At 35.2% G+C, this 23,348-nt stretch carries 24 protein-coding genes; 5 read left to right on the top strand and 19 right to left on the bottom strand.

Annotation, left to right across the window (positions count from 1 at the left end; all coding sequences use genetic code 11):
* Window positions 1-87: 87 nt before the first annotated feature.
* From RMN97_RS04510 to RMN97_RS04500, 3 genes are all read left to right on the top strand, one after another.
* Window positions 88-567, top strand: a complete 480-nt coding sequence (locus RMN97_RS04510) for a DUF5606 domain-containing protein (RefSeq protein ID WP_309613335.1) — start codon at window positions 88-90, stop codon at window positions 565-567.
* Between the two features lie 147 nt (window positions 568-714).
* Entirely contained in the window at window positions 715-1,488 is a 774-nt protein-coding gene (mazG, locus tag RMN97_RS04505) for a nucleoside triphosphate pyrophosphohydrolase (protein ID WP_309613334.1), read from the top strand.
* A gap of 98 nt (window positions 1,489-1,586) precedes the next feature.
* Entirely contained in the window at window positions 1,587-3,029 is a 1,443-nt protein-coding gene (locus RMN97_RS04500) for an amino acid permease (RefSeq protein ID WP_309613333.1), read from the top strand.
* A 51-nt stretch (window positions 3,030-3,080) separates the two neighbouring features.
* Here RMN97_RS04500 and RMN97_RS04495 read toward each other — a convergent pair whose 3' ends face one another.
* From RMN97_RS04495 to rluF, 6 genes are read right to left on the bottom strand one after another with little or no spacing between them, the layout of a single operon-like run.
* Window positions 3,081-4,322 (bottom strand): peptidylprolyl isomerase, encoded by a 1,242-nt coding sequence (locus RMN97_RS04495; protein ID WP_309613392.1) that lies wholly within the window; start codon window positions 4,320-4,322, stop codon window positions 3,081-3,083.
* A 51-nt stretch (window positions 4,323-4,373) separates the two neighbouring features.
* On the bottom strand, window positions 4,374-5,504 hold the full coding sequence (locus RMN97_RS04490) for a peptidylprolyl isomerase (RefSeq protein ID WP_309613332.1): 1,131 nt from the start codon (window positions 5,502-5,504) through the stop codon (window positions 4,374-4,376).
* Complete coding sequence (gene gldI / locus RMN97_RS04485; protein WP_309613331.1) at window positions 5,497-6,084, bottom strand: gliding motility-associated peptidyl-prolyl isomerase GldI; 588 nt, start codon at window positions 6,082-6,084, stop codon at window positions 5,497-5,499. The genes RMN97_RS04490 and gldI overlap by 8 nt, the downstream gene beginning before the upstream one ends.
* Before the next feature lie 4 nt (window positions 6,085-6,088).
* The gene (locus RMN97_RS04480) at window positions 6,089-7,093 is read right to left on the bottom strand and encodes a bifunctional oligoribonuclease/PAP phosphatase NrnA (RefSeq protein ID WP_309613330.1); all 1,005 of its coding nucleotides are present in this window, start codon (window positions 7,091-7,093) and stop codon (window positions 6,089-6,091) included.
* A 60-nt stretch (window positions 7,094-7,153) separates the two neighbouring features.
* Entirely contained in the window at window positions 7,154-7,537 is a 384-nt protein-coding gene (gene crcB, locus RMN97_RS04475) for a fluoride efflux transporter CrcB (protein ID WP_309613329.1), read from the bottom strand.
* Window positions 7,538-7,543: 6 nt separating this feature from the next.
* Window positions 7,544-8,344, bottom strand: a complete 801-nt coding sequence (gene rluF / locus RMN97_RS04470) for a 23S rRNA pseudouridine(2604) synthase RluF (RefSeq protein WP_309613328.1) — start codon at window positions 8,342-8,344, stop codon at window positions 7,544-7,546.
* A 127-nt stretch (window positions 8,345-8,471) separates the two neighbouring features.
* Between rluF and RMN97_RS04465 the strand changes: the two genes are divergently transcribed.
* Window positions 8,472-9,344: a cyanophycinase gene (locus RMN97_RS04465; RefSeq protein ID WP_309613327.1), complete on the top strand. Its 873-nt coding sequence runs from the start codon at window positions 8,472-8,474 to the stop codon at window positions 9,342-9,344.
* A gap of 85 nt (window positions 9,345-9,429) precedes the next feature.
* On the top strand, window positions 9,430-10,272 hold the full coding sequence (locus tag RMN97_RS04460; RefSeq protein WP_309613326.1) for an isoaspartyl peptidase/L-asparaginase: 843 nt from the start codon (window positions 9,430-9,432) through the stop codon (window positions 10,270-10,272).
* A 59-nt stretch (window positions 10,273-10,331) separates the two neighbouring features.
* On the opposite strand, the gene RMN97_RS04455 is transcribed toward RMN97_RS04460, so the two are convergent.
* From RMN97_RS04455 to RMN97_RS04395, 13 genes are all read right to left on the bottom strand, one after another.
* Window positions 10,332-12,191 carry a M14 family metallopeptidase gene (locus tag RMN97_RS04455; RefSeq protein WP_309613325.1) on the bottom strand — a complete coding sequence of 620 codons (1,860 nt, stop codon included), beginning with the start codon at window positions 12,189-12,191 and terminating at the stop codon, window positions 10,332-10,334.
* A gap of 10 nt (window positions 12,192-12,201) precedes the next feature.
* The gene (locus RMN97_RS04450; protein ID WP_309613324.1) at window positions 12,202-13,452 is read right to left on the bottom strand and encodes a DUF418 domain-containing protein; all 1,251 of its coding nucleotides are present in this window, start codon (window positions 13,450-13,452) and stop codon (window positions 12,202-12,204) included.
* 2 nt (window positions 13,453-13,454) lie between these two features.
* Complete coding sequence (locus RMN97_RS04445) at window positions 13,455-14,777, bottom strand: APC family permease (RefSeq protein ID WP_309613323.1); 1,323 nt, start codon at window positions 14,775-14,777, stop codon at window positions 13,455-13,457.
* A 5-nt stretch (window positions 14,778-14,782) separates the two neighbouring features.
* Window positions 14,783-16,078 (bottom strand): DUF418 domain-containing protein, encoded by a 1,296-nt coding sequence (locus RMN97_RS04440; RefSeq protein ID WP_309613322.1) that lies wholly within the window; start codon window positions 16,076-16,078, stop codon window positions 14,783-14,785.
* 69 nt (window positions 16,079-16,147) lie between these two features.
* On the bottom strand, window positions 16,148-16,684 hold the full coding sequence (locus RMN97_RS04435) for a GNAT family N-acetyltransferase (RefSeq protein WP_309613321.1): 537 nt from the start codon (window positions 16,682-16,684) through the stop codon (window positions 16,148-16,150).
* A gap of 61 nt (window positions 16,685-16,745) precedes the next feature.
* A complete protein-coding gene (locus RMN97_RS04430; RefSeq protein WP_309613320.1) occupies window positions 16,746-18,191 on the bottom strand; it encodes an amidohydrolase family protein in 1,446 nt (481 codons plus the stop codon).
* A gap of 10 nt (window positions 18,192-18,201) precedes the next feature.
* Window positions 18,202-18,651, bottom strand: a complete 450-nt coding sequence (locus tag RMN97_RS04425) for a DUF4440 domain-containing protein (RefSeq protein ID WP_309613319.1) — start codon at window positions 18,649-18,651, stop codon at window positions 18,202-18,204.
* Between the two features lie 15 nt (window positions 18,652-18,666).
* A complete protein-coding gene (locus RMN97_RS04420; RefSeq protein ID WP_309613318.1) occupies window positions 18,667-19,842 on the bottom strand; it encodes a heparan-alpha-glucosaminide N-acetyltransferase domain-containing protein in 1,176 nt (391 codons plus the stop codon).
* Window positions 19,839-20,285, bottom strand: a complete 447-nt coding sequence (locus tag RMN97_RS04415; protein WP_309613317.1) for a VOC family protein — start codon at window positions 20,283-20,285, stop codon at window positions 19,839-19,841. Before RMN97_RS04415 ends, RMN97_RS04420 begins: the two co-directional genes overlap by 4 nt.
* Before the next feature lie 104 nt (window positions 20,286-20,389).
* Window positions 20,390-21,103 carry a hypothetical protein gene (locus RMN97_RS04410; RefSeq protein ID WP_309613316.1) on the bottom strand — a complete coding sequence of 238 codons (714 nt, stop codon included), beginning with the start codon at window positions 21,101-21,103 and terminating at the stop codon, window positions 20,390-20,392.
* 101 nt (window positions 21,104-21,204) lie between these two features.
* Entirely contained in the window at window positions 21,205-22,059 is an 855-nt protein-coding gene (locus tag RMN97_RS04405) for an SDR family oxidoreductase (RefSeq protein ID WP_309613315.1), read from the bottom strand.
* 29 nt (window positions 22,060-22,088) lie between these two features.
* Window positions 22,089-22,226 carry a hypothetical protein gene (locus RMN97_RS04400; protein WP_309613314.1) on the bottom strand — a complete coding sequence of 46 codons (138 nt, stop codon included), beginning with the start codon at window positions 22,224-22,226 and terminating at the stop codon, window positions 22,089-22,091.
* Between the two features lie 34 nt (window positions 22,227-22,260).
* Window positions 22,261-23,199, bottom strand: coding sequence for an NAD-dependent epimerase/dehydratase family protein (locus tag RMN97_RS04395; protein ID WP_309613313.1), 939 nt, complete (start codon window positions 23,197-23,199; stop codon window positions 22,261-22,263).
* Between the last annotated feature and the right edge of the window lie 149 nt (window positions 23,200-23,348).

Genomic DNA, 23,348 nt, shown 5'->3' with positions numbered 1-23,348 from the left:
TAGTCCCGAAACTTCGGGATTAAGATTTGGAATTTATAAAAATGGAATTTGAATTATATATATTTGTCCCATAAATTAAATTAAAAAATGAACGTAGAAAAAATATTAGCTATTGCCGGAAAACCAGGATTGTTTGAATTGAAATTACAAACGCGTTCGGGTTTTTTAGCAGAATCATTACTAGACGGAAAGAAAATTACAGTTGGATTGAGAAGTAATGTCAGCTTGCTTTCAGAAATATCGATGTACACTTATTCAGAAGAAAAACCTTTGGTAGAAATCATGCGAGCAATTGCTGTCAAAGAAAATGAAGGGCTAACGTCGGTTTCACACAAAGAAGACAATGCTAAATTAATTGCTTATTTTCAAGAGATTTTACCTGATTATGATCAAGACAGAGTTTATGCTTCAGATATCAAAAAATTATTGAATTGGTACAATATTCTTCAAGCAAAAGGAATGGTTTCTAAAGAAGAGCCAAAAGTAGATGACGTTGAAGAAGTAAAAGAACAAGTTATAGAAGAGGTTAAAGCTAAGAAAGAAGCTAAACCTAAAACCAAAAAATAGTTAATTACTTTCTAATAAATATTAATCCTATTGCTAAATTTCAGTGATAGGATTTTTTATTTTTACGAGTAATATTAAATATCAGATATCAAATTTTAAATATCTTTTGACATATTTAATATCAGAAATTTAAAATCTAATATTTCAATGAACACACGCCAACAGCAACTTGAAGCTTTCAACAGATTACTTGATATTATGGATGATTTGCGAGAAAAATGTCCATGGGATGAAAAGCAAACGTTTGAAAGTCTGCGTCATCTTACTATTGAAGAAACCTATGAATTGGGTGAAGCGATTTTAAATAACGATTTGCCCGAAATCAAAAAAGAACTAGGCGACTTGTTGTTGCATATTGTTTTTTACGCCAAGATTGGTAGCGAAACCAGCGCTTTTGATATGGCTGATGTTTGCAATGACATTTGTGAAAAATTAATCCATCGTCACCCACATATTTACAGCGATGTTGTCGTTGCAGATGAAGAAGAAGTAAAGCAAAACTGGGAAAAGCTGAAACTGAAAGAAGGAAAAAAATCAGTTTTAGAAGGTGTTCCAAAGAGTTTGCCAGCTTTGGTAAAAGCAAGTCGAATTCAGGATAAAGTAAAAGGTGTTGGCTTCGATTGGGAAGAACCGCATCAGGTTTGGGACAAAGTGCAGGAAGAATTACAGGAATTACAGGAAGAAGTTAAATCAGGAAATCAAGAGAAAATAGAAGCCGAGTTTGGAGATGTATTGTTCTCGATGATTAATTACGCCCGATTTCTAAAAGTAAATCCAGAAGATGCCTTGGAACGCACTAATAAAAAATTCATAAAGCGATTTATGTATCTCGAAAGCAAAGCTGGCGAACTCGGAAAACCACTAATGGATATGACTTTAGCTGAGATGGACGTGTTCTGGAATGAAGCGAAGAAGCTCTAGTGTTCAGCCTGACTGCCGGCAGGCAGGTTTGCAGTAGCAGTAAACAGTGAAATGTTTTAAAACAACTAACAAAAAACCAAAAACAAAAAACCAAAAACATGGAAGAAAAACACGAATTAAAACGCTCTTTAGGATTATTAGACGCCACGAGTTTGGTGGCAGGTTCTATGATAGGTTCGGGAATCTTTTTAGTAACCGCAGCTATGGCGAGAGATGTTGGTTCTGCTGCGTGGATATTAGTAATTTGGTTAGTCACAGGATTGTTGACTATGTCAGCTGCCTTAAGTTATGGCGAGTTGGCCGGAATGATGCCCAATGCCGGCGGACAATATGTTTACATTCAACGTGCTTACGGAAAATTGATTTCATTCTTATACGGCTGGACCGTTTTTACAGTAATTCAAACCGGAACTATTGCTGCGGTTGCAGTAGCTTTTTCTAATTATACGGCGGTTTTCTTTCCGTTTTTAGAAAATAAAATCCTGAATATTGGTGAAAGTTTTTCGTTCACGAACAAGCAGTTTTTAGCCATGTTTATTATCGCTTTACTAACTTATATCAATACCAAAGGCATCAGAAGCGGAAAAATAATTCAGGTGCTTTTTACATCTGCTAAGTTGATTGCATTGTTTGCCTTGATAACGTTAGGTATTTACATAGGTTTCCACACCAATACTTTTGCTGATAACTTTGCCAATATGTGGGAAGCAAAGAAAACAGTTTTGGAAGAAAATGGTACTTTGACTATTACCAAATTATCAGGAATCGCGTTGGTTGGGGCAATGGGAGCAACGATAATAAATTCATTGTTTTCGAGTGATGCTTGGAACAACGTAACCTTTATTGCAGGTGAAATTAAAGAACCAAAAAAGAATATCCCGAGAAGTTTGTTTTTAGGAACATTGATTGTTACCATAATTTATATTTTGGCCAATATTGCTTATCTGGCGTTATTACCATTAAACGGAACACCGGATGGAACTGTAGTTCAAAACGGAATTATGTTTGCCAGCCAAGATAGAGTAGGAGCTGCAGCAGCCAGCGCTATTGTTGGAAATATCGGAGTTTTAGTTATGGCAGGATTAATTATGGTGTCTACTTTTGGATGCAATATTGGATTGATTTTGTCGGGAGGAAGATTGTTTTATGCGATGGCAAAAGATGGTTTGTTCTTCAAACAAGCGGGAGAATTAAACAATTATGATGTTCCTGCAAAAGCGTTATGGGTGCAATGTCTTTGGGCTTGTTTCTTGTGTTTGACAGGGCGTTACGGAGATTTGTTGGCCTATGCGACTTTTGCCTCCTTGCTGTTTTATATTTTAACGATAGGAGGTTTATTTATTCTCCGCAAAAAAGAACCCGATACCGAACGGCCTTACAAAGCATTTGGTTATCCTTTTGTTCCCATATTGTATATGATTATTACGGGGCTAATTTGTATTGATTTATTGATTTATGATACTCGAAATACTGGTTTAGGTTTGTTTATTGTAGCATTGGGAATTCCGGTATATTATCTTTTTATGAAGAAAAAAGAATAAAAAAAGCCCCGATTTGAAACTTCAAATCGGGGCTTTTTTTAATTATGTTTATTATGGTTTTGTTGCTGGTACTGGAAGTGTTTCCAACATTTCAACTTCAAAAATAATGTTCGAGTTTGGTGGAATTACATTTCCTGCGCCTCTTTCTCCATATCCTAATTTTGAAGGAATGTAAGCCAAAAGTGTATCTCCATAATTCATCAAACTTAATGCTTCAAGGAATCCAGGAATTAAACCATCTTTCTTCCCGTAAGGAAAAGGAAACGGCTGATAGCCGTTCTGTTTCGCTCTGTTTTCATCATATTTACCGCACTCTTTATTTACGCTTTCCATGCTACTGTCAAAAAGACTTCCATCTTCCAAGTAACCTGCATAGTTAATATAAACATTGGTGCCTTCTGCAGGTTTTTTACCTGCACCGGCTTTAATGATTTTATATTTTAAACCACTGGCAGTTTCGGTTGCATTAGCTTTGGTGTCATTTAAATATTTTGCTTTTGCCGCAATAACAGGACCAAATTTAGTATTGTATTCTGATTTTTTTTGGGCTTCTAATTCTACTTGTTTTTTTTGATTTTCAGCAGCAATGGCTTCTTCTTTTGCATCATCACCAGCTTTGTTTGCCATATAATCTGCAAACGTTTTAACAGCATCAAATTTCTTAGCCTCAGCACCTTTTCTAACAATAGTGATTTTATTTATTACATCATCTTGAGCAATTTTATTTACCACATCTTGTCCAGTAATAACATAACCAAAAATTGTGTGTTTACCGGTTAACCAATCTGTATTTTTATGTGTAATAAAGAATTGAGAACCATTTGTTTTTGGACCCGAATTTGCCATTGCCAAAATTCCCGCTTTGTCAAATTTTGCATCAGTAAACTCATCTTTAAATGCATAACCTGGACCACCAGAACCATTTCCTTGTGGGTCACCACCTTGTATCATAAAGTCTGCAATTACTCTGTGGAACTTTAATCCATTATAAAAGGGTTTCCCTTTTAGTTTTTCATCTACTACAGAAGCATTTGTTCCTTCAGCAAGCGATACGAAATTGGCAACCGTAATTGGTGTTTTTTGATATTCTAACTGAATAACGATTTTCCCTTTTGCTGTTTCAATTTCAGCAAATATTCCCTGATCAGTTGAAGGTGTTGCTGGTTTTTTTTCTGATACAGTAAATTTTTGTACTGTTGATTTTGTTGCTGGTTTCGCAGCTGGTCTCTTTTTAGTTTGTGCTGTGGCACTTATCATACCAAGACAAATTAAAAGAAGAATGTTGAATTTAATTTTACTCATGATTTATAAATTTATTACTTATGGATTATTACTATTTATATTTTACTTTTTTAATTCGACTTCAAAAATTAAGTTGGCATTGGGTGGAATCACATTTCCAGCGCCTTGTTCTCCGTAACCTAGATTGAATGGAATAAAGAAAACTGCTTTTTCACCCTTTTTTAATTTACTTAATCCTTCTACAAAACCTGGAATCATTCTATTTGAACCCATTACATATGGCAAAGCCGAATATCCATTTTGCATCGCTCTTTGTTCGTCAAACTTACCAAATTCTTTGGCAACATTTGGGCTGCTCGTATCAAAAAGTGTTCCGTCCTCTAAAAATCCCGCATATTCTATGTAAACGTTTTCACCATCTTTTGGTTTATCAGCATTCGATTTTTGAGTGATTTTAAATTTAAACCCAGAAGATGTTTTGGTAGCTGATTTTTTTAATTCGTTGAAAAATATAATTTTTTGTTCTTTTACTATTTTATATTTTGCATCATAGATTTTTTTGTTTTCTTCATCAATGGTAACTTGTTTCTTTTGATTTTCAGCTTCTGCTTTGAAATAATCACTAAAGATTTTTACTGCGTCAAACTTCTTAACTGCTTCACCTCTTCTAATGATAGTAATTTTCTTGATGTAATCATCTTTAACAATAGAACTAGCTACAGTCATTCCGTCGCCTATAATACAGCCAAAAACAGAATGTTTACCGTCTAACCATGGTGTTGGAACCAAAGTAATAAAAAATTGACTGCTGTTTGTATTTGGGCCTGAATTTGCCATCGATAAAACACCTGGTTTGTTATGATGCAAATCGGTAAATTCATCTCTGCACTTGTAACCTGCGTCACCTGAACCATTTCCTAAAGGATCACCAGTTTGAATCATAAAATCTTCATTGTCGCCATTTAATTTAGAGATAACTCGGTGAAATTTTAAGCCGTCATAAAAAGGTTTTCCTTTAAATTCTTGAGATACAAATTGGTTTTTGCCTTCGGCTAACGTAACAAAATTGGCTACAATAACTGGCGCTTTTTGGTATTCAAGTTCTAATAAAATGGTTCCTTTTGAGGTTTCAATTTCGGCATATAAGCCATCTTTTAAGTCTTTATATTCGTCTTTACAGGAAGTAAAACTCAGCGTAATAACGGACATAAGAAGATAAATCGTTTTATTCATTTTTTGGTAAATTAACTTGAGGTATTATTTTTTCTTTTGGTTTAAAATCATTCAAAGTAACTGTGCAAATGATAGGTTCGTTTGACTTAATAAGTTTGTTATCTCCATGATAACCATAAGCCATATGCGACGGAAATAGGAAAGTTACTTTTTCATTTTTACGCATTAATTTAATTCCATCACGCAAGCCCATTAGGATATTTTGTTTGTCAACAAGATAAGTTTGTGGGCGCAATTCAACTTCTGAATACACCACATTCCCTTTCAAATCCATGATTTCATAATCAAACTGAGCCACATCTCCTTTTTTAGGGCGAAGCGTATCGCGTTCGTTTTTAATTTGATAATGATACCAATATCCTTTTTTGGATGCGATGTATTGTATTTTTGGATTGCTCTTAATGATAGAATCAATTTTCCCTTCTTCGCCGGCAATTAATTTTTTATTTCGCTCCGCTGATTCTTTCATAAATGTTCCTGATGAACGCGAAATCGGCATTCGAGCTTGTTGCTGTTGTTTACAACTTAGGAAAGTCACAAAAAAGATAAAAAGCAATAGTATTTTTGATAGGTTTTTCATGCTTTTAGATTGTTATTTTTGAAATTAAATCTTCAAATTTATTCGTTGTGGCTTTCATACTTTCGTTTGATTTTCCTCCGGCCGCATTGATATGTCCACCACCATTGAAATGTTCCCTGGCAAATTGATTCACATCAAAATTACCTTGCGAACGGAATGAAATTTTAATAATATTTTCATCTTTATGTTCGATAAAAATAGCAGAAAAATGAATTCCTTTTATGCTTAAACCATAATTTACAACGCCTTCGGTATCTCCTTTTTGATAATGAAATTCATCCAATTCTTTTTGCGAAAGCCTGATATAAGAGGTTTTATATTCCGGAAAAACTTTTATGTTTTGTAAAGCTCTTCCAAGAAGTTGTAATCTGTTGGCTGAATTATCGTCAAACAATAGATTGTGAATCTCACTATTATCAATGCCTAAATCAATCAAATCGGCCACAATTCGGTGCGTTGTACTTGTTGTTGACGGAAAACGAAACGAACCCGAATCGGTTGTAATTCCGGTATAAATACATGTCGCTATGGTTTTGTCAAGCAATGCTTTTTTATCCAAAAACGAAATCAGATTATAAATCATCTCGCAGGTCGAACCAATCGCAATATCAGAATACGTAATAGTTGCATAAGTATCCGGTTTTTGATGATGATCAACCATAATCATTGGCGCCGAAAGTTTATTTAAAACCTGTTCCATTTCACCGGTTCTGTGTAGCGCATTAAAATCTAAAGTAAAAACCAGTTCGGCTTCTTTCAATATTTTAGTGCAATTTTCTCTATCATTTTCATAAACCAAAACGGTTTCCGAACTTGGTAACCAAGCTAAAAAATTTGGAAAATCATTTGGAGAAATTACAATTGGTTTGTGATTTAATTTCAAAAGAAAATGATACAATGCCAAGGTGGAACCCATAGCGTCTCCGTCTGGGCTTCGGTGTGGAATAATGGCAATTTTTTTCGTTGTTGCCAATAAATTTTGAATGGCTAAAATGTCTTCTTTTTTCATCGTTGGCGAATGTACTAAAAAATGAAATACAGTTTATACAGATTAAGGAGATTTTAAGTTTTATTTGGACAGCAAAAGACCAAACCAAACCGCAAAAAGTCCAAGAAGAATGCTCAATGCCATGTATCCAAATGCCAGTAGAGAATTATTGTTTTGAAACAGATTGAAATTCTCCATTCCAAAAGTAGAAAAAGTCGTGTAACCACCACAAAATCCGGTTACTAAAAACCATTTTAATTGGCTTTCAGTTAAATTGTTTTTGGCTAAAATCCCAATGAATAAACCAATTAAAAAGCAACCAATAACATTGGCAATAAATGTCGCTAACGGAAAATTGAATCCCGAAGTTTCGGGACAAAATTTGGAAACTAAAACTGATGTCAGATAACGAAGCACGCTTCCGATTGCCCCACCAATGGCTATGTATAGAATTGTTTTTAGCATGTTGATTTAGGAATTAGGATTTTTATTTCGTCTTCCATCTTCAAACTTCCGACTTCCAGCAGGAGCTGATTTTGGCAAACTTGCTTCTTCAGTTTTGCTCGAAGGTTCAATCAGTTTGTTCAATTGTTTGATTTCGTCATCAGTTAATTCTCTGTAACGACCAACATGAACATCCAAAGAAATATTTATGATTCTGGTTCTTTTCAAAGCGGTAACTTCATAATCAAGATATTCACACATTCGACGAATTTGTCGGTTTAAACCTTGTGTCAATATGATTTTAAAGACAAATTTGCTGATTTGTTCGACTTTACATTTTCGGGTAACCGTATCCAAAATTGGAACGCCGTTGCTCATCTTTTGGATAAATCTATCGGTAATTTCTTTGTTAACGGTAACCACATATTCTTTTTCGTGATTGTTTCGGGCACGTAGAATTTTGTTAACAATATCGCCATCATCAGTCATAAAAATCAATCCTTCGCTGGCTTTGTCCAAACGTCCAATCGGGAAAATTCGCTTTGGATAATTGATGTAATCGACAATATTATCACGAACACTTTGGTTTGTAGTGCATTCAATACCAATGGGTTTGTTGAATGCCAAATAAATTGGTTTTTCTCTTTTTTCTCTAACCAATTTTCCGTCCACGCGAACTTCATCATCTATGGAAACTTTTGTCCCCATTTCAGGAACGATTCCATTGATGGTGATTCGCCCTTCATCCAATAATTTATCGGCTTCACGACGAGAGCAATATCCGGATTCGGAAAGAAATTTATTGATACGCGTCTGATTGATTTCCATTGGGCAAATATAAGATAATTTACGAAGTTGATTTTAAATTCTATTTCTTGATAAGTAAGTTAATAAAAGGTTTCAAAAAAGTAAAAAAAAGGTTTGTAAGTAGTAAGATTTTGCTATTTTTACCCACATGAATATACAAGGAAAACTAATAATTATTGGCGGTGCTGTTGACAAAGGCAGTTTCACTGAGACGGATTTGGATAAAAGTGCAGCAAAGAATTTAAACTTTTTTGAAGCAGGTATTTTAAAAAGAATCATTGACGAATCAAAACATAAAGGCAACTCTCGTATTGAAGTTATTACAACCGCTTCAAAAATTCCAAAAGAAATTGGTCCGGAATACGTAAAAGCACTTCATTATCTTGGTGCAGACAACGTTGATGTTTTGAATATTGAACGTCGTGAGCAAGCTATGAATCCTGAAGTTTTGGCTCGTTTGAAAGCTGCTGATGTCGTTATGTTTACTGGTGGCGATCAGCTGCGATTGACTTCTATTCTTGGCGGAACAGCATTTCACGATATTTTATTGGACAAATACCATAACGAAGATTTTGTGTATGCCGGAACTTCCGCCGGTGCCGCTGCGGCTTCTAATAATATGATTTATCAAGGAAGTAGTAGCGAAGCTTTGCTGAAAGGCGAAGTAAAAATCACGAGTGGTTTGGGTTTAATTGACGGCGTGATTATCGATACGCATTTTGTGCAACGTGGCCGAATTGGACGTTTGTTTCAAGCGGTTGTTGGAAATCCAAAAGTACTCGGAATCGGACTTGGAGAAGATACAGGTTTGTTGATCACACACAATACAAAAATGGAAGCTATTGGCTCAGGATTAGTAATCTTAGTTGATGGAAGAGAAGTTAAAGACACTAATCTAACGCAAGTCGAATTGGGTCAACCAATATCAATTAACCATTTAGTTACACATGTGTTGAGTATTAATGACACTTTTGATTTGACTACTTTCAAAATGACTATTAAATCGTCGCAATACGTTTAAATTTTAAATATCAAATTTTAGATATTAAATATGTTTCAAAATTTAAGATATCTAATATTTAAAATCTAATATCTAATATTTCAAAATGAAAATTATAATTCACGGCGGATTTTTCTCTGAATCTTCAACCAATCACGAAACCAAAGTTGCCAAACAGCAGGCATTGCTTCGTATAGTTAAAGATTCCTATGATTATTTGAAAACACATTCCGCTTTGGAAACTGTGGTTTATGCGACCTCATTTTTGGAAGATGATGAATTATTCAATGCTGGGATTGGTTCTCAAATTCAGGCTGATGGAAAAATCAGAATGAGTGCTTCGTTGATGGATGGTTCTACAATGAAAATGAGTGGCGTTATCAATATTGAAGAAGTAAAAAATCCGGTTCAGGTAGCTGAAGTTTTATTGAATTATGATGATAAAGTTCTGGGTGGAAGCGGAGCAACCAACTTTGCCAGAGAACACGGATACAAACAATTTTCTACCGAAATTCCACAACGACGTTCAGAATATGAAGCCAAACTTGCCGCAACGCGAATTGGAACCGTTGGTTGTGTTGCTTTAGATAAGGATGGAAAAATTGCAGTAGCGACATCAACAGGAGGAAAAGGTTTTGAAATTCCGGGAAGAATATCAGATTCGGCAACAGTTGCCGGGAATTATGCCAACGAATTTTGTGGCGTGAGTTTAACCGGCGTTGGTGAAGATATCGTGAGTGGAGCAGTGGCAGCCAAAATTGTAACCCGAGTTACTGATGGTTTTACACTAGAAAAAGCTTTTGAAAAAACATTTAAAGAATTACTTCCTTTTGATGGTTTTGCTGGTGCGATTGCCATTGATAGCAAAGGAAATGTCTTCTACCAAGATTCGCATCCGAGTATGGTTTTTGCCAGTTTTGATGGCGAGAATGAGGAAGTTTTTAATTAGAAAATTATGTTTTATAAAGTTACACCTAACAGGTTTTTAAAACCTGTCAGGTGTTTTTATTATAAATATCTTCCAACAGGATAGAGCAAATAACGTTCGTCATAATATTTTGTTTTGCTGTAGAACCATGTCAGAATTGCATTTTGGTCATTGGCAAAAGCTTTGTCTTCAGCCTTCTTTTTCTCGAATTCTTTTTGTAATTCGGGTGAATCTTCCAGCATCTTTTTCGCCATAGGTTCCATTACGTAGGCTTCAATATATTCTGTTCGTTGGAAAATTTGGTCAAAAAATCCCCAACTTAAAAAGGAATCAGGTGATTTCGGTTCCAGTAACAACATCGCTAAATCTCCTAAAGGCTGGTCTGTTGAAATATATACAGAACCTGCAGCGAAAACTTGTTTACGGGTTTCAGGAATTGGAGTTCCTTTTACTTGCATATGGCCTTCAAAAGGAAGTGGTTTCCCTCCATCATTTTGGAATTTAACATCCTGAATTCGGTACATTTCCACCGTTACTTCACGCGGTTGTTTTACTATTTCCATTTGTATTCCGTGCAATTTTAAGCGTTCAATCACTTCAGTACAAGTTGGCGGCACATAATACGCTTTTGGTCGATTCACAAAATCTATAGGTTCTGAACCTTTAAAATTGGCAACAGTCATAGTTGTTGGCTCACCAGTCCAAGTAACATAATCGGCATTTGTAATAGCTGATTTTAAAATCTTTGATGTTATTCCTAACAGTTTCAAGCTATCCGGCGCTTTTGCTAAATCATTTTTCTTTACCGAATTGAACTGTGAATCTAATGACATCGCATTGGCCATTTGTGGTACTCTCCATCTCATATTAACTTTCGGTTCTCTTTTTGCTCTATCGGACAGTGTGTTTTGTTTTAGTAATTGCCCATCAGAAGCTAATATTTTCAAGACACTTTCCAGCAACACATAAGTTCCTAAAACTCTTTGCTTGTATGGTTTTAAGGAATGTGTTTCTATGAGCACAGTGGCCATATGCCGCAAGTCACCATAAGCATTGGAAAATCTGGGTTCGCCAATTGTCAATAAATTCCCTTGTGAAAAATCCCTGTCGTTTACCGGAGTTAATTGTTCTCCAGGTACATGACCATTGGCAGATAAATCTCTGTCAACATTGGTTTTAAACTTTGAAGTTAGCCAGTTGGAGATGGATTTCGAATAGCCTTGATTTTCATATAATGCATAAGTAATATCATATTGATAATCGGCGCCATCGGTAACGTGAATGTCCATGTAAAGTAGTGGATCGTATTCATTCATAACTTTAATTACGGCACGTACTTCCCTAGTGTCCAGCTTGGCGTAATCTCTGTTAAGATTTAGATTTTGTGCATTGGTTCGCCAACCCATATTTTCCGGACCACGTTGATTGGGTCTGTTGTAAGCTGAAAAACGTTCATGCGCATCGACACTTAAAATAGGAATAAATAATAAATTCACTTTGTCCAGCAATGACTTTTTATTTCCAAAAGCAATATCGCGCAACAACATCATTCCGGCATCTTTACCATCAATTTCGCCCGAGTGAATTCCCGCCTGAACCAACAATAGAGGCTTCCCGGATTGCTGCAATCCTGCTGGGGTTACTGTTTTTTCAGTTGAGGCAATTATCATAAAAATATCCCTTCCTTCCGGACTTTTACCAATAGAAATTATCGTTAGTAATGGGGATGCATCGGCTAGTTTTTTTAACCAACTCATGGTTTCATCATAACTTGGTGTAGTTACAAAATTTGTTTTTTCTGTTGGTGTTATCCAAGGATTATTGGTTTTGGCGATTAATAATTCGCTTTTTCCATGCCATTCGCTAATTGGCGGAAGTATTGATTGTGCTGAAAGTTGTTGTGCCAATAAAACACTAATTAGTAAAACTTGTAGCTTCATTTATTTTGATTTAATGATTTGAATTCACTCGAAATGGTTGTCTTTTGTTATACGTTAACGAACGCCAAACCCATTCTATCGGTCCGTATTGGAAATAGTGTAACCAAATAGTGCTCAATATAATTTGGAACACAAAGACTAATATAGCAAAAAGAGTCAAATACACAGGGCCAACCTGACCCATATAACCCAATCCTGCTCCAAGGAATACAAAATTGCCAATGAGAGAATGCATCAAGTAGTTGCTAAAAGCCATTTTGCCAACGGGCGAAATTAAAAGCAGTATTTTATTTCCAATAGTTGTCTGAAAACTTAACATCAACAAACCAACATAGGCTAATGCTAAAGGCACAACTCCTAGTGCATAAGCAATAGTTTCATACCAACCGTTTATTTTTAACCCAAAATAATCATCCTCAAAATTTGACATATAATACGCTAATTGATAGTTGGCAGGCAAGCCAATTAGCAAACCAAGACCGATAATCCAGTAAACAACTTTTTTGTTTTGTACCAAATTCTTGTAAAAATCCGAACGACCAATTACATAACCAATTAGGAACATCCCCAGTACTTTTGGAATTCTGCTCACAAAAAATAAATAGCCGTAGCGATAAAAGAAACCGCTGATGTTGTTTTTAAGATGATCAAACCAACTTCCATGTTGCATAAAATCTATGTAAGTTGCTTGACTATTGATTCTATTAAGTTTTTCTCCCAATTGATCTCCGGTTTGATTTAATAACTCTGCAGGATAATTCAGTACTGGAAAAGTCATTTTTAACCAATACAACACTATTGGAGAAAGAATAAGTATGACCGCAGTGATGAGTAATGTTTTATTTGAAAATTTGCGAAACGGCAATAATATGAAACCTAACAACGCATAGAAAAATACGATGTCACCAATCCAAATAAGCAAATGAAGTGCGCCAAGCAACAACATAAACAAAAGCCTTCTTTTGACTGTTGGTAACGCATCAACACCTTTGTCTAAACCGCGTTTGACTTGCAAAGCAATTCCCCAACCAAACAGCAAACTGAAGATAGAATAGAATTTCCCTTCGATTAACCAATGATGGAAAAAGCTCATCGTATCATCTGAACCCGATAATAACCATGCTCCGGCTTTGTCTGAACCTTGATAATGACTCAGAAAACCTAAGTTGGCAATAAATATTCCCAAGATGGCAAAACCACGCAAAGCATCCATAAAGATTTCGCGTTCATGTGTTTTAATAGGTGTGTTAGTTGTTGTCATAATTATTCTTTTTTATTAGTTCGATTTAGTAATAAAAAAACAGGATACGAAAGCAATGTAATAATTCCAATAGTTAGCAAACTTTTACGGTCGCTATAGGCAAATCCTAAAAATAAAGCTATTGAAAACAGTATCATGATAATTGAAGTGAAAGGATAGCCCCAAGATTTGTGTGGTCTTGGTAAATTGGGTTCTGTAATCCGGAGTTTGATTAATGCGGCATATGCAAATCCCCAAACAATGACAGCCATAAACGCACCCAAAGAAAATAGGATTTCAAATGAACCGATACAAATCAAGACAAAAGCGATTGATGAAGAAATCAAAAGTGTTACGATTGGCGTTCCGCCTTTGTTTACAGTAGTTCCCTTTTGGATAAAAAATCCGTCGCGACTCAATCCAAATAAAATTCTAGCCGGAATCATCATATAAGCGTTTAGTATTCCCAAGATGGAGAATACAGCGATAATGGTTACGATAATACTGCCGTTTTCTCCAAAAACTACTTTGGCTACATCTGATGCCACGAATGTTGAATTAGCTAATGCTGAAACCGGCAAAACATACAGAAATGCCATATTCATAATTACATAAATCAGTATAACGACTATAGCTCCGGTATACAATGATTTCGGAATATTTTTGCTTGGATTTTCATCTTCTTCAGCAAAAAAGCAACCGGAACTCCAGCCTTCATAAGTCCCCAAAACCATTTGAAGTGATTTGAAAAAACCAATAATCACACTCATTTCAAGAATGGAGGAATGGTTTTCTGTAGGATTAAATTTCACGCCCGAATACATAAAACAAGCAACTATAAATCCGACAAAAAACAAGACTTTGATGATGCTTGTTATTTGTTGCATGATGCTCCCGCTTTTTACGCCGCTGGCATGAAGCAAGGTAAAAGCAACCAAAAGCCCAAGAGCAATAATGGTTATCTGACTTTTTAAACTAGGAAACAAGACCACCGCAAATTCACTAATGACAATACAAAATAGAGCTGGTGCTAAGGAATTATTGATAAAATCATACCAACCAGTTAAGAAGCCAGAGTAATTTCCGAAAGCCCTTTTGATATAATTATAAGAACCACCGGCTTTAGGAAGCATAGTCGCCAACTCGGCATAAGTTCCGACACCGATTAAAACATATAAGCCACCAACAAGCCAACAGGCAATTATAAGCCAATAATTATCGAGCATTCCTGCAATGGTTCCCGGTGTTCTGAGAATGCCGACACCGATTGAACTTCCGACTAAAATAGCAATACCAAAACCAACACCGAGAGCTTTTTTTAAATGATTCTTTTTTTCATTTACCATAATGCTTATTGTTTTTTGAATGGATATTTTTTCAGGTAACTCAAATATCTCCAACCCCATTCTAAAGGTCCGAAATAAAAATATTTAAGCCAAATCGGACTAAGAATCAATTGGAAAATCCAAACAGAAAATACCACATATAACAATTCGTGACGTTGTAACTTTCCGAATAAACCGAAACCTACACCGGTAAAGACAATCATGCAAATTATAGAATGCATTATGTAATTTGTCAACGCCATTTTTCCAACCGCTGCCAATCGGAATTTTAACCACATTAATATGGGCGATTTACAAAGTATCATTATCATTCCGATATGTCCTAAAGAAACGGTAACTCTGCCCAAATCATAAGTCATATACGATTTTGAAAATCCTAAGAAGGAAAAATTACTATCCATAATCGTTTTGATTTCATAATAATTCACGCTTAAACCAATGCCGTATCCTATTAACACCATGGTTAAATAAAAACGATACGATTTTTCAGCCGTTAGTATTTTTAATTTAAAAAAGGCAATGCCTAATAACATCATGCTCAAAACGTCCCATAAATCATATCGGTAAGAGTAGAATTGGTCGCCATGACAGTTAATTGGAGCCAGAAAAGCCACCAAATCAAAATAGCCTTTATGCATATTTTCGTTATACTCTTGAACACCTTCAGCTGATCTTTCTCCTTCTCTTTTTTGCCATTTCTGGTCGGCTTCTGTTAGTTCTTTAGTTAATGTTTTGTCTTGAGCTTTGTATGCTTTAATTTCTTCTACTTGACCTACCAATTTAATATCATTTTGATGATCAAAGTAAGTCCATAAAGCTCCTGCAGAGAATAAAAATACCGCAATAATGATTAATTTTCTGGGGGCCAAATTTCTAAACGAAAACACTAAAAATCCCATCAAGGCATAGTTATATAAAATTTCACCTGTCCAAAGCAACAAATAGCCGTGTATTAATCCGAAAACCAGCATCCAACTTAATCGTCTGAAATAGATGTTGGCTGCTTCCATTCCGGCGCCTCTTTTTTCAAGACGGTCTAGAAGCACAAACATGCCAACGCCAAATAAAAGTGAAAACAAACCTCTCATAGTACCTTCAAAAAACAGGTTGGTGGTAATCCAGGTGATTAAATCCCATCCTTCGGAACCGCCTGAAACGGTTGGATCATCATAGGCTTTGGCTAGACCAAAACCGTTTATGTTCATTAATAGAATGCCAAATAATACAATGCCTCGCATCACATCCAAGGATTGAATTCTGTCGGAGCTTTGCAATGGGGTAAGCGTAGTTTCTGTTGTCATAATGTTGGTTTGTTTTTGGTTAGTATTATTTTTAATGAATCATATAAACTTTTTAATTTCATTATTTTTTTACTTAAAGAATTTCGATAAATCCATTTCCATAAACAACAAATACTGTCTAAACGCTTCCGGAATTTCAACTTCTTCATAAACGGGAATATCTTTAAAACCAGCACTTCGGTATAGTGAATGAGCGGCTTCCATAAATTTTGGACTATCCAATCGTACTTTTCTGTAACTGGCTTCTTTTGCAGCATTTAATAAAGATTGAAGAATTTGATGACCTGCGCCAATCTTTCTGAAAGAGGGATCAACATACATTCGTTTAATTTCGCCTATTTCTTCGTTGATACCTTTTAGGCATCCTATTCCACAGGCTTTATTATCTACGAATGCAAGGATAAGACGTCCGTTTGGTGGGAGGAATTTGTCAATCATTTCAATATCTTGTTTAACCTGTTCCTTCGGATTATGTGGATGCACACCATAATTCAGTTGCATGTTGTCATTTCCCCAAGTTAGATAATCAGTCCATAATTGTTTGATACAATCAATGTCATTGGGAAGTTGTGCATCACGTGTTTTGACAACAGAATTGGTATTCATAGTTATAGTATTTATGGTTTCAATTTCAAATTTTATTCAAGTAAGGTTATTTTAATGAATCTTAATTAAACCCAACTTTTCCTTTTACAGATTCAAACAATTTCTTTGAATTAAATGCAACACCAGACTTGAACACCAACTGTACTTTCCGTATATCACTGATGTTTTTTGATGGATCGCCATCAATAATTAACAAGTCTGCTGATTTACCAATTTCAATGGTTCCGATTGTTTTTTCAAAACCCAATGCTGTCGCTCCATTTAGTGTGGCAATTTTTATGGCTTCTAACGGTGTAAATCCATCGACTTCTACTAGTAACTCTATCGCACGCCAAGTTCCGTAACCAGCTAATGTTCCGCCGTTACCTGTTGGGTCAGTTCCTACTGTGAGTAAGCCTCCCATATCATAAAACATTTTTTCCATTTTTGCATTATTGGCAAAAGCTTTATCGTAATCCCATGGGGTTTTTGCAGATTTTATTGCTGCAAAATTTTTCAAATAATAATCTCTTGTATCTGGCGACATGGCATTTAATACGTCTTCGTTTGGTTTGGGTTGCATAGTGGTAGCACCTTCAAAAACGGCTAACGAGGAAGTAACACCTACTTTTTTATCTATCAAAAATTGAATTCTCCTTTTTACACTTTCACTTTTGACATCAATAGTTCCCATCGATTCATAGGCTTTACCACTTGCTGGATTTTCATTTTCTTTTTTATCATCTACAAAATCGGTACAGACCATAAATCCGTGTTCTAAATTATCTATACCCAATTCGGCTGCTTCTTCGTAAGTAACCATATCTAAATGTCCAGTAATTTTTAGCTTTCTTTTATGAGCTGCATCAATGGCAGCTTTCAATGTTGGCTTGTCAACACCAATGTAAGCTTTAAAAGAAGTGAAGCCTTGATCTGCCCAATAGTTTACAAAAGCGGCTGCTTCCTCTGGTGTTTTATTTTCTTTCATTTGAGGAAAATAAGAATGTTTTCCTTCAATATAGGGTGCAGTCAATTCCATAAATGGTCCGGGAAACAAGCCTAAATCGATATCTTTTTTTATTCTAATATCTGAATACGGTTCAATGCTTCCGCAAGTTCTGATAGTTGTTGCACCTGATGCTAAATACATCTTTGGAAAACTCACGGGTAATTGTCTTAAATTTGGATATCTAGATTCTTTCGAACTTGCTGAAATGTACATGTGTTCGTGCAACATGACCAAGCCTGGCATAATTGCTTTTCCATTTAAATCAATGGTATTTGCACCATTAGGAATGTTGGCTTTGGAATCATCACCCAACCATTCAATTTTGCCGTTTTTGATAATAATGGTTTGTTTGGACTTTGGAGTGCCGCCTTTTCCATCAATTAATAAACTGTTTTTTAATACAATAACAGCATCATTGTATTCGATGTACTTTTTGGTTTCGTCGCTGTACTGTATTTGGGATAATAAAGTAGTTGAAAAAAGCAGAGAAAAGAGAATTGAAATTATTGATTTTTTCATAATGTTTTTTTTAATTGCGTTTTATAAGTGTGGAATGCAATAGTTTAATTTGCCATCTTTTTTTCTTTTTTAATACAATGACGGTTTCCATCCATTGCACAGTAACCTTTTTACCATCTTTTATTATTTCCGAAAGGAGATTATAAGATGTCCAAGCAGTATTTTTAGTAACTGTTGTACTGATAAAATCAAAATTATTAATTCGTTTGAAATCACTTGCCGTATTTAATTTGATGGCTTTACGGATAAGTGTATCTGCATTCCAAATGCTTCCATATTCATATAACACAATATCAGCAGTGCAGTATTTTTTTAAGGCAATGGAATCCCGTTTAGACAAAGCCTCAAAAAAATTGACAACTGTTTCCTGCACTTTTTGTTGGTCTTTGGTTAGTAACTGTTGTGCGTTTCCTACCTTTGGAATAGTCAGTAAAATGATTAGCAGTGTAATTTTTTTCATTATTTTCAGATGTTTTTACAAATAACTCAACCACCATTTTTCTTTGTGGGATTGTTTATAATTATCGAATTTTTTACATAAAGGATAAAGCAAAAGAATGACTACAATCCAAACCAGATACACTGTAATCAGATTAAAACCATAGCCTTTCAAAGCTTCTACTCGGGTAATAAATGTTGGTAACACCATTGCTTGCCAACCAAATCCTGTAAAGTAAGCCGCAAAAACTGCTAATAAATGAATGAGATAAAGGTGCAGGATGTAATAGAAAAACGGAACTCTTCCGAAGACGCAAAAGAAGTTGACCACTTTGCCTTTTAATTTTTCGGCATTCGCCAAAAAAAGCAAGCTGCAACCCAATGTTACCAGTAAATAAAACAACGATGGTGGATATTTACTAACATTAAAAATAGACATCAGCGTTTTGGAAGTATCGCTATAATTGGTCCATTGAACTGGATCGCCATAGGTATTGAAAGCAATAAGGATAAAGAAAAGTGCAAGACTGCCCAAACCTAAACTATTTAATAGACGCTTTCTTTTTTGAGCATCAAACGAACTGTCGTAAAGAGAACCAAAGCAATAGCCCAATGACATAACGGCAATCCAAGGCAATAAAGAGTACGCAAAAACAACAGTATGATCTTCGGCGAATTCAAATTTTTGACGTTCGTGGAGCATTGCCCATACATAACTTCCGTCAAAATGAATATTGTCTAACAAATTGTGTCCAAAAATAATCACAAGGCTAAATGCCAAAACAGCTTTCTTTGGTAGGTGAATTAATCCTGCCAAAACAATCATACTAATTCCCAACGACCAAATGGTTTGCAAACCAATATGACTAAAATGAATATCGAATTTCCATGCAAAATTGATAATGATTATTTCGACAAAAACCAGCCAAAGTCCACGTTTGAATAAGAAACTTGACAATTCAGCAGGTGATTTTCTTTTACCAATCATAAACGCCGAAGTTCCTGCCAAAAAACTAAACGCTGGCGCGCAAAAATGCGTTATAAACCTTGTAAAATAGATTGGCCATGTTGTTTGCTCAGGATCAGTAGCATCAAAAAAGAAAGCCGAATAATGAAAATAATCTCTAACATGATCGAGTGCCATAATGACCATGACCAAACCTTTCAAAAGGTCGATGGATTGAATTCTGGGTTTTGTAATTGTTTCTATCATTTTTGAACACTATTTACTTCAATCCAATAACCATTTGGATCTTGAAAATAAACTTGTTGTATTCCGTCAGCTCTCATCGTTACTTTATTAATAACTCCAGGCCAATCTGAATAGGTAATGTGTTTCTCTTCTAATCGTTTAATAAAGTTATCAAAATTTGAAGTTGATAGCGCAAAATGAACGGCTTTATTAATCGTAACCGGTTCTTTTAGAATAGAAATCAGATGCAGTTCTTTGCCTTCGCCAAATGAAAACCAACGAATGCCTTCTATTTTTGTTTTATTCGTAATTTCTTGTAACCCCAAAACTTCATTATAAAAAGTAGCTGTTTCGTCAAGATTTTTGACTGATAAGGCTAAGTGATTAAAGGCAAAGTTTGTTGTTTGTTGTGCGTGAAGCATTCCGAAAAATGGTAATACGATGAGTAATACAATTGTTTTCATTTTGATGGAATTATTATTAATGTTTTTTTATAAATCTATTACGCATTTTTGATAAAATCCTACAAGGTCAAAAAGACCTTGCAGGATAAACTGTTTTTATTTGATTACAAAACACTTGTATAAAAATCGATTACTGGTTTGCTAATTACACCTGCTTCGGTCATTAATTTTTTGAGTTCAGGAGCTTTCATATACGTTTTTGCTTTTGTCATATTGCTTACTGCAAAAGTTACATAAATCATATTTGGGTCATCAATACTTTGCGCAATTGCTCTGTCAATAAGTCCATTTGCTAATCGAATTTCTTTGCCTTCGGCATCATATACTTTACGCCAAGCATCAAAATCTTTTATTTTAATACTTACCCTTACTCTGTCTTTAAATTCGGCTGGCGACTCTTCAAAACGAACTACATTGGAATAAATAACTTCAGGTTCGCTAGTCACACCTGCTGTTTTTCTCACTTCTTTTAATTTTGGATTAGCAGCATACTCTTTTGCTTTTTGCATATCAGCTACGTTCAAGAAAAGATAGATTTTATTTGGATTGTCTGTTCCTCTTGCCAATGCTCTTGTGGTCAAACCACTTTCTGCACGTGTACTTTCGCGTTCGTCAAACACTTTTTTCCATACTTCATAATTTTTTACGGTATAGCTAATTGCCATAACTTGAAAAGGTTCAAATGCAGGAGCTTCATCGGCAACAGCTGTAGTATCGGTAACTGTTGTTTCTGTTGTAACTTCTTTATCACTCTCTTTTTTGCAAGAAGTGAAGGTGAAAATTGCCATTAAGGCAATCATTGTGAATGTTGTTTTCATTTTTGTGTGATTTAATTGGTTACTAATTTGCTTACTCTAATCGGTTTTCTGCTTTCCCGTTTATTATTCAAAGTAGTATGCGGATTACTGAATTTTAAATATTATCTGGCATTCAATCCAAAATCCTGCTCTACCGATTTATACCAATCTTCATCATTAGCAGCATTCCAATCTACCCATTGTTCATCAGACATAGAGGCTCGCCAAGCTATAAAAGGTTCCGCATCCGGACCAACAGGATGTCTTAATTTCCAAGTGCCACTTTCTGCAATATCTAAAATAGTATCGGCCACTAATGAAGGCGGTGTTGGGTTATTTAAGGACGCAGCAAACAATCCACCAAAACGTTTTGACTGTGGATAAATAGAATTACCTGCGACCTTGATGTCTCGAGCCATGTCGGTATTAATAATGCCTGGTTCTACAATAGCAACCCTAATATTAAATGGTTTTACTTCTTGTGCCAACGCTTCACTTATTGCCTCAAGCGCATGTTTACTAGCAGCATAACCACCCAATGGGCTGTTGGCAATATGACCGGCAACAGAAGCGACATTAATGATTGCTCCTTTTTGGATTTTGCGCATTAGAGGCAATAAAACCTTAGTGCAACGAAGTACGCCCAAATAGTTAGTATTCATTATAGCATTAAAATCGTCTATGGTCATTTCTTCTATAGAACCATGTCGCTCAATTCCTGCGTTGTTGACTAGAACATCAATCTGTCCGTTCGTGCTTAGTATTTCATCAAAACATTTTTTAACTGATGCGTCCGAGTCAACATCCATTTTAGAAACGGTTATATCTAATGATTCAGCTTTGATTTTGTTTTTAAAATCTGAAGCCATTTCCGGATTTCTCATGGTTGCGTATACTTTATAACCTGCTCGTCCAAATGCCAACGCTGTTTCAAGGCCAATGCCTTTACTTGTTCCTGTAATAATTACTGTTTTCATATTGTTGTTTTTATTGATAGATTATATAGCTACACTTCCGCTAAAGTCACCTGGAATGCCATAAAACAACATTCTTCTGGAACGCCTTGAGCAAAATATAAAGCAACAAAATTAAAATAACGTAAAAAAGTGTTTTCGGAAAGTGATGGTAAGGTTTTGGTTTTCATAGAAAAGTTTTGGTTGGATGCATGTTTTTAAATTTTAGTTGGAATAATTATTCAAAGTTTCTTTCACGGGTCTAAATTGAATTCTTAAATCGTTCTTGGCTAAATCATTTTTATAAACGATTCGTGCTTTTGAAATAGGCTCTCTTCCATTCAGCATTTCGTGCATATCCGACACTGTATATGTTTCGCTAGATAATAAATAATCTTTGCCATGCAAACCTTTGGTTGTGGTGGCTTTGAATATTGCAAGAGCCACATCGGCTACATCTACTATAGCAAAAGGCACATCATTATCATATAGAAATTGAATAAAATCATCGGGAGCAATTTTATTTTTGATTAAAAATTGTAATCCGCTCGAAGTAGAATCTTTTCTGTTAGATAATGCTTTTCCCATAACGGCTACTGGAGAAACAGACGTTATTTCAAAAGGTAAGTTAAAATTGTCTTTTATGAATTGTTCGACAAACTGATTGGCCATAAACTTCGCTTGCGCATACGGATGACTTTCGGTGCTGGTAAATCGTTCATCGGTTTCGTCAAAAGTGTCGTAGAAATCCTTTCCGCCAGCGGGCATTGGGAAGTTCGTATTCCATCCGGCAACGGAAGCGATTAAAACTACTTTCTCGATATCTGGAGTTTTATGAATGACTTCCAAAAAATTTTGAGTTCCTTTAATCGTAGGGTCAAATAATTCTGTTTCTGCATCTTGAAAGTCTAATATAAAAGGAGTTCCACCATGAATGACATAGTCACAATCGGTAACAAAATCTTCTAATTGGGCTTTATCTGTAACATCTAACTCGCTGATGTATAAGTTTTCTGCGTTTTTAAAGCGCATCAAGTGTTGGTATTTATCTTCCCGAGAAATATCGGTAGTTGCTACTTTAACTTGATAATTGTTTTCTAAAAACGTTTTGGTGATATAACTTCCAATGAAACCAGAACCACCAATGATGCCTACTTTTTTCATTTTTAATTTGGATTAATAATTATTTTACAGAAACTGCAGGTAAACTGGTATTCCATATATTGCTGCATATTTTCCAATCTCCATTTTCCTTTTTCCAAATATTTATGTATTTTCCTTTGTCAATTATATCATTTTCGCCATAACGTAAA

This window comes from Flavobacterium sp. (assembly GCF_031381455.1).
Taxonomy (GTDB): domain Bacteria; phylum Bacteroidota; class Bacteroidia; order Flavobacteriales; family Flavobacteriaceae; genus Flavobacterium.
The sequence above is the reverse complement of the archived record's forward strand: the minus strand, read 5'-3'. Positions and strand labels throughout refer to the sequence as shown.